Source organism: Streptomyces sp. NPDC032721 (assembly GCF_055579625.1).
The window spans coordinates 446818-454266 of sequence record NZ_JBVIMX010000003.1 but is presented as its reverse complement, the minus strand read 5'-3'; the positions used below and the strand labels follow the sequence as shown (position 1 = coordinate 454266).

General features: G+C 69.4%; 5 protein-coding genes. 3 read left to right on the top strand and 2 right to left on the bottom strand.

The features are described 5' to 3' along the window. Positions 1-823: IS5 family transposase (locus ACZ5PB_RS10225; RefSeq protein WP_468689572.1), on the bottom strand; the 823-nt coding region annotated here is incomplete at its 3' end. A gap of 652 nt (positions 824-1475) precedes the next feature. Here ACZ5PB_RS10225 and ACZ5PB_RS10220 point away from each other — a divergent pair. Further along, the gene (locus tag ACZ5PB_RS10220; RefSeq protein WP_468689545.1) at positions 1476-1628 is read left to right on the top strand and encodes a hypothetical protein; all 153 of its coding nucleotides are present in this window, start codon (positions 1476-1478) and stop codon (positions 1626-1628) included. Positions 1629-2043: 415 nt separating this feature from the next. Here the strand turns inward: ACZ5PB_RS10220 and ACZ5PB_RS10215 are convergent, their stop codons facing one another. Then, positions 2044-4053, bottom strand: coding sequence for an ATP-binding protein (locus tag ACZ5PB_RS10215; protein ID WP_468689543.1), 2010 nt, complete (start codon positions 4051-4053; stop codon positions 2044-2046). 585 nt (positions 4054-4638) lie between these two features. On the opposite strand from ACZ5PB_RS10215, the gene ACZ5PB_RS10210 reads away from it, so the two are divergent. Both ACZ5PB_RS10210 and ACZ5PB_RS10205 read left to right on the top strand, forming a co-directional pair. Beyond that, a complete protein-coding gene (locus ACZ5PB_RS10210) occupies positions 4639-5946 on the top strand; it encodes a hypothetical protein (protein WP_468689542.1) in 1308 nt (435 codons plus the stop codon). Positions 5947-6381: 435 nt separating this feature from the next. After that, positions 6382-7419, top strand: coding sequence for a PP2C family protein-serine/threonine phosphatase (locus tag ACZ5PB_RS10205; protein WP_468689541.1), 1038 nt, complete (start codon positions 6382-6384; stop codon positions 7417-7419). Positions 7420-7449 lie beyond the last annotated feature (30 nt).

The following is a 7449-nucleotide window of genomic DNA, read 5'->3' as shown; positions in this document are numbered from 1 at the left end:
TCATCCGGATAAGGCTTCGGCACAACGACACCCTTCCCACCTGCCCCACAGGGCAAGCCAGTTCAGATGTCACCCGATCGTGCGGCAGACCCATCATCGCGAGGCGGATCATGGCTTCTGAGCGGTGGGGGTGGGTCTCGTAGTCGCGGGCGAGCCGGCGGTGGTGCATGAGCCAGCCGAAGGTCCGCTCGACGACCCAGCGCCTGGGGATGACCTTGAAGCCCTTCTGATCAGGGTCGCGGCGGACAACCTCGACGTCGATGCCCAGGCGGGCGCCGTGATCGGTGGCTTTGGTCCGGTAGCTGGTGTCGGCCCACGCCTTCGTGACGCGCGGGTGAGCCTTGGTGATGTGCGAGAGCAGATGGATACCGCCGACGTTGTCGGAGACGCTGGCGGCGGAGACCCAGCCGGCCAGGAGGAGGCCGAGGGTGTCCACGCCGATGTCGCGCTTGCGCCCCGCGATCTTCTTGCCTGCATCAATGCCCTGGCTGGCGGTCGGGACGTTGGCGGAGGTCTTGATGCTCTGCGCGTCCAGGACGCACGCACTCGGTTCGGCATCCCGGCCCTCGGCCTCCCTTACGAGTCGGCGGAGAAGTCCGTTGAGTTGGTCGAACACACCGTCCTTCTGCCAGGCCGCGAAGTACCCGTACGCCGTTTCCCACGGGGCGAAGTCGTGGGGCAGGTACCGCCATGGGATCCCGGTCCGGTCGACGTAGAGGATGGCGTCCATGATTCGGCGCAGGTCGTGCTCAGGTGGGCGGCCGATGTCCAGGCCCTTCCCTCTCCGCTCGGTCCGCCAGGCTGTCAGAGTTGGTTCCAGCAGTTCCCAACTACGGCCGGTGTCGAGGCATGTTTCGGTAGTACCGCCGACAGCCGGTCTACTGCAGGGTGCAAACAGGGTTGAGTAGGGGCGTGTTGGGATCAGACAAGAGCGAAGTAGCCGAAACAGACTCTCGACCGTCGTCACTAGCCGCAGAGACCGCAGCTGTCGTCAGTAACTCAGCAGTCCCAAGCAGTTCAACACCCAAAGCGCAGCCAAACAGCCTTGGCGGGACAAAACGCTCTTTGACTGAGCGTTTGGTCCTGTTTCACGGCAACCTGTGCCGGTACTGCGTCCTCACTGCTCTGGTGCTGAAGCGACCGGTGAGAGGCCCGGCTTCCCTGCGCCTGCGGAGGTCTGTCTCATCCGGATTTCGCCCGTCTCACTCCAACAGGCCCCGAGCAGGCTCCCTTTGACCACTCGCCAGCGCGGCCGGCCCGCAGTACATCTGAAACATGACCGCGCACGACGGCTACCCCAGCGACCTCTCCGATCGGCATCAGACAGTTCATGACGGCGTATCACCCGACCATGATCCACCACTCAAGATCGCCATTTGGCGACAGGTCCCAGGCCGCCACCAGCTGCACAACCGCACCTTGTGGATCTGCCTGGCCACCGTCCTAACCCTCCAGGTCATCGCGGACAAGTGCCCATGGCTCAAGGGGTCTTCGACACCGTGTCGCTCAGCCCGCCCCAGTGGGCGATCTGCCTCGCCACCGCCGGCACCGCGTTGCTGACCGAGCATGCCTGGGGCATCGGCCGGACACGGCTCGGCCGCCCGACGGACGCGACCGACGCGCACTGACGGCCGGGCCCGGAGAACACCTCTCCGAGCAGCCGCCGACGCTCAGGGCGGCGCTTGGCCGTCCACCCTCGTCAGCCGCGGGGAAGGCCGGCCTCATGCTCCTGCGACGAGGATCCACGTGCGTTCCACCTTCGCAGCCGGAGGCAGCCCGCAGGGCCGAAGCCGGGCCTTTCACCTCCGGCCCCGCGGGTGTGTCACCGGCTATCGCTGGTCTCGGTCTCGGGAAGCGCGACCTGCCCGGCCTCCGGGCGGCGGCCGAGATCGCTACCCGGCGTCACACGCCGACGCGGTCGATGGTCTCGAAGGGGGAGACCATGAAGTTGCCCTTGTCGAGGTAGGCAGAGAAGAACGACGCCTCGACGTCGTCGCGGGAGAAGCCGGTTGCGTGAGCGGGCAGAGTGAGGCGGGGGCGGACTCAGATGGATGCGCGGGGCGTGGGGTCCGTCGCGTAGCTCATACCCTGTTCGTACGACATGGCTCGGCCCGCCTCGTAGCTGTGCTCGTAGGCCGGGTCGCCGATCTTGTCGCGGATGGCGCGTTCACAGGCTTGGCGAGCGGCGATCAAGTCCGGGGAGTTCAGTTGGGCGCGGCCCCCGGCGCGGTCCCACAGGCGATGGGCGATGCCGAGGAGTTCGGCCGCCCGGTGAGCTTCGCCCACGGCGACGGTGGCGGATGCCAGGGTGTCGAGGGCCAGGGCCGCTAGGCTGCCCGCGCTGTGCAGGAGTCCGTGGGCGGCGACGGCCCGGGCGGCGTTGTGTACTCCCGAGGCGATGTCGCCCTCGGCGAGGTCCAGCATCGCCACGATCACGTCGGCGGTCGAGCGGGTCCAGTGCTCTCCGCGCCCGGCGCACTCGGCGCGGATCTCTTCGGCCGTCGCGCGGGCCGCCGAGTGATCGCCGGTCATCAAATGCGCGTACGCCAGGGCTCCAATCGTCTGGATCTGGGCCGAACCGAGCCAGTCGTCCCGGACGGGAAGCCGGACGGCGGCGGACATCGGGCCGACCGCCTCGGCGGGCCGCCCGCGAAGGGAGAGCTGGCCGCCCGTGAGGAAGACGGAGATGGAGCAGGCGGTCGGGTCCTCCTGCTGCCGTGCCGCTTCGGTGAACCGTCGGCCGCACTCGGCGGCGGCGTCCAGATCGCCCTGCATGATCGCTCCGGCGCCGCGCGTCCACAGGGCCCGCAGGAGGTCGGGTCCCGACGGCGGATCGGCGGCGAGCACCCGGTCGAGGCAGTGGATCGCGTCGCGCACATGGCCGCAGTGCCGCCACAGAAAGCCCGCGGTGCCCGCGATCTCCAGGGCGGCCCGCCGGTCGGGCCGGTCGAGGGACCAGTCCACCGCGGCGCGCAGGTTGGCGTGGTCGGTCAGCACGCGTGCGCTCCACTGCACCTGACGGCCGGTGTTCCACTCGGCGCAGCCGTAGCGGGCCAGGCGCCGGTAGTACTCGCGGTGGCGCAGCCGTACGGCGTCCTCCTCGCCCAACTCCCCCAGCCAGTCCGCGCCGTACTCGCGCACCGTGTCGAGCATCCGGAATCGGGCCGTGCCGGTGCGCTGGTCGCGCTGCACAATGGACTGGGCGGTGAGCTCGTCGAGCAGGACGGGCACCTGTCCGGCCGCCAGCGGGCCCCCGGCGCACACTTCCTGGGCGGCCTCGACGTCGAAGCCGCCGGCGAACACCGCAAGGCGGGCCCACAGCAGCCGCTCCAGCGGAGCGCACAGCTCGTGGCTCCAGCCGATGGTGGTGCGCAGGGCCTGGTGGCGCGACGGTTCCTCGGTGCCGTCGTCCGAGGCCAGCAGGGCCAGTCGGTGGTCCGTCCGCGTCCCGAGATAGTCGTCAAGGTCGGTGAGCGACAGGGTGGACAGCCGAGCCGCGGCCAGTTCGACGGCCAGGGGGATGCCGTCCAGGTACCGGCAGACCGAGACCGCCACCGGCCGGGTGGCCTCGTCGAGCACGAAGCCGGAGCGCACAGCGGCCGCCCGGTCTGCGAACAGGACCACTGCGTCGTCCCGGGCCGCGGTACTTGACTCGTCCACCGGCAGCGGCTCGACTTCCAGACACTGCTCCCCGGGCAGCCCGAGCAGGCGGCGACTGGTGGCCAGGATGTGCACGTGCGGAGCGAGCCGCAACTCGTCGATGAAGGCCGCGCAGTCCTCCAGCAGGTGTTCGCATGAGTCCAGTACCAGCAGGAGTTGCTTGTCCGCGATCCAGTCGGCCAGCGCCTCCGTCGCCGGGCGCGTCGTCTGGTCGGCCACCCGCAGCGCCTCCATCGTCGCAAGGCCCAGCGTGCTGGGTCCGGTCAGGCCGCTGTCGTGCAGGCAGGAGAGCTCTACCAGCCACACACCATCCGGGTAGGCGGGCCGCATCCTGCGCGCGGCCTCCACCGCGAGACGTGTCTTGCCGATCCCACCAGGTCCCAGGAGGGTCACGAGCCGACGCCCATCGTTCCGGGCTCTCCGTCCCTCGCCGCTCTCGGGCGGCCCATCATCCGGACGCAACAGGACGTCGAGCCGGGCGAGTTCGTCCTGCCGTCCGACAAAACTGCGAGTCTCCGACGGCAGGTTCCCCGACCACTCGCTCATCGCTGACTCTCCCGGTACGCCGTGCGGCACAGGGCCCCCTCCCTTGGCTTCCACTCTGACTCAACCCGTTGAGTCTGCTCCGGCAGTACCTCCGTTTGTCGGGGGGCCGGGCACGCGGACAGAAACACGGCATCGCCTGGCCGTCTATGTTCACTTCGGGGTGCATGACGGCCAGTTCGCCGCCGTCCACGACCGGCGGGGCTGTCGAGCGCACGGCGCGCACTACGGAGCGTTGCCATCGACACGCTCCGGTGAATGGTCAGCACGCCCTGGCGCCCATCCAGGCGCCGCCGGCACACGGTTGTACGTGGGCGACTGGCACGGAATGGTTCCCGCCGTACCGGGGGCATATTGCCTCGGCAAGCGTGAGGAGTCCCGCTCATGACCAACTGTTTCCCGCTCTTCGAAGACCGCCCGACGTGGAGAGCCCGCGTGGCAGCAGTGTCCGCACTGGCCGTTGGCCTGATGGTGGCCCTCGCGCCCAGCGCGGCGGCCGCGCCAGGTGACCTGGACACCGGGTTCGGCACCAGCGGCAAAGTCACCACCGACTTCGGTGCCACCCCTTCGGAGCCGGAGGTCGGCAACGACCTGCTGCGTACGTCCAACGGGTCCCTGTTCGTCGTCGGGCGACAGGGTTTCGGCACCCCCGGCGTCGGCCCGAGCGATTTCGGTGTCGCCAAGTACACCTCCAGCGGGGCTCTGGACACCGGTTTCAGCGGCGACGGCAAGGTCACCACCGGTTTCGGCGACACCCTGTCGATGGCCCGGTCGGTCATCGAGGTCGGCAACGGGAAGATCCTGGTGGGCGGGTTCACCGGAGGGGAGCAGATCGCCGACCTGGCGCTGGCGAAGTACAACTCGGACGGCACCCTCGACACGTCCTTCGGCGGCGACGGCAAGGTCACCACCGACCTGACCGGCGGGCTCGGCGACGGCATCCGCGGACTGAGTGTGACGAGCGGCGGCAAGATCCTCGCGGCCGGGGCGGCCGGGGCGGACTCCTTCATCGCCCGCTACAACTCCGACGGCACCCTGGACACTTCCTTCGGTGGCGACGGCATCGTCATCACAGACTTCGGCACCGGCGACCACCTCTTCGCACTGGAGGAGTTGTCCACCGGGAAGATGATCGCGGCCGGCAGCGCCAACAGTGACTTCCTGCTGGTCCGGTACAACTCCGACGGCAGCCTCGACACCTCCTTCAGCGGCGACGGCATCGTGACCACCGACTTCAACGGACTCTCCGACCTCGCGTTCGGCTTCGCCCAAGCGCCCGGCGGCGACTACGTGATCGCGGGCGCGGTCGACGCCCCCGAGCCGTTCGGCATCGCGGGCCCCATCAAGTCCGGTGTGGTCCGCTACAACTCCGACGGCAGCCTGGACACCGGCTTCAGCGGCGACGGCAAAGTCACGACCGACGTGCACACCTTGCTCGCCGACGAGGCGCGCGATGTTGCCGTGGACAGCGACGGCAACATCGTGATCGCCGGACTGGCCGGCGAGTCCGTCGTGTTTCCCGTCGACCCCATCGACGGCGACGCCCTCGTCATCCGCTACAACTCCAACGGCACCCTGGACACCGGCTTCAGCGGGGACGGCATCGCCACCATCGACTTCTCCGGCGGGGCCGATGTCGCTCGCGGCATCGCACTGACCGGCAACGACGACATCATCATCGCCGGGGGCGCAACATCGAGCAGCACCGGCCTCGACTTCGCCCTGGCCAAGCTTCAGGGGTAGGGCGACCACAGAGAACGGCGGCGGTGATCCGGGGCGAGAATCCCGGTTCACCGCCGCCCTTGTCCCTACCCGGGTGCCGTGGCAGGCGGCCTCACGCGGTGGGGACGCGGGCACGCCGCACCACGGCGGCGCCCTCTCCCAAGTTCGTTCCCCGGCTCCGTCCCCGGGCCGCGCATGTCACGGGAAGCCCTCTTCTTCCAGCAAGGCGCTCACATGACCGCACCACGGCGAACACACGCCACCACCTCTCGGTCAGCTCCGGGCGACCAGACCCGCCCAGCGGCGCGTTGGACCAGAGTGTCGGTCCTCTGCCTCGGACTCACGAGACGCGGGGGAAGGCTGGGGCAGCAGATGGCAGTCGGTGCAATCGTGCGGTGGCGCAGGACGAGCACGCGGAGTTGGCACAGCCGGGGCCCACAGGTTCTCGTGCTGGGGATGAGTGGCCTGCTTGCCGTCCTCACCGGTCTTGGCAGTTGGCGACTGGGAGCCGCGGTACTGGTCATCGGCCCCCTGCTGGCCTGCACCCGCATGGACGCACGGCGTACCGCGGCGGTGGTGGCCTTGGTGCTGCCGCTCGCTCTCGGAGCGGGCGCCGCGAGCGGCCTCATGATGACTCCGGGTTTCGGAATCGAGTTCCTCGTCCTGCTGGTCGGCGGCACGATGGCCGTTCGCGATGCCGCCCGGCACACGGCCGACGCGGCCGCACTGGCCCGGGCCACCGACATCGCGCGGGCGTCCCAGAACGCGATCCTGCGGCCGATGTCGGTGGAGCTCGGCGGCATCGAGGTATGCGCCCGGCTCCGCTGTGCCGTGCAGGGGGCGTCGGTGTGCGGGGACCTGTACGACGTCGCCCACACCCCGTATGGAGTACGCCTGCTCATCGGGGACGTACGCGGCCACGACCTGGAAGCTTTACGGGTCACCGCGGCGACCATCGGGGCTTTCAAGGACCTTGCCTACCTCACTCCCGGCCTCGCCGACCTGGCGACGGCCCTAGACGCCAGGCTCACCCCGGAACTGGAGGCGGAGGACTTCGTCACCGCCGTACTCGCCGAGTTCGCCCCGGGCGAGGTCCGCATCGTCAACTGCGGTCACCCCGCGCCCGTACGGGTAGGCAAGGAGGTCAGGTTGTTGGAACCACATGAGCCGGCACCCCCTTTGGGCCTGCATCCGAAGCCGCAGCTGTACCGCTTCTTTCTCACGAGCGGGGACCGGCTCTTGTTCTACACCGACGGCCTGAGCGAGGCACGCGATGCGAACGGCGCCGACTTCCCGCTCATCGAACGGGTCGGTGACGCACTGGCCGTGCTCTCCTCCTCCGACGCGCTCGACACGCTGTACGCCATGGTGGCCACGCACACAGGCCGCGCGCCGACCGACGACATCGCGCTCGCCCTGTGCCAGCCGACCAGCATGGTCGCCCCCTCGTCCACTGCCCGGCCCTCGAAGCCCGCGACATGCAGGAAGCCGTAGGCGATCGTTGGCGCGGAGCGCTCCGCAACA

What these genes read in the sequence shown, in the direction of transcription:
- ACZ5PB_RS10220 (WP_468689545.1), top strand. Translation starts at nt 1,476, where the DNA reads ATGGCTCAAGGGGTCTTCGACACCGTGTCGCTCAGCCCGCCCCAGTGG.
- ACZ5PB_RS10205 (WP_468689541.1), top strand. Translation starts at nt 6,382, where the DNA reads ATGAGTGGCCTGCTTGCCGTCCTCACCGGTCTTGGCAGTTGGCGACTG.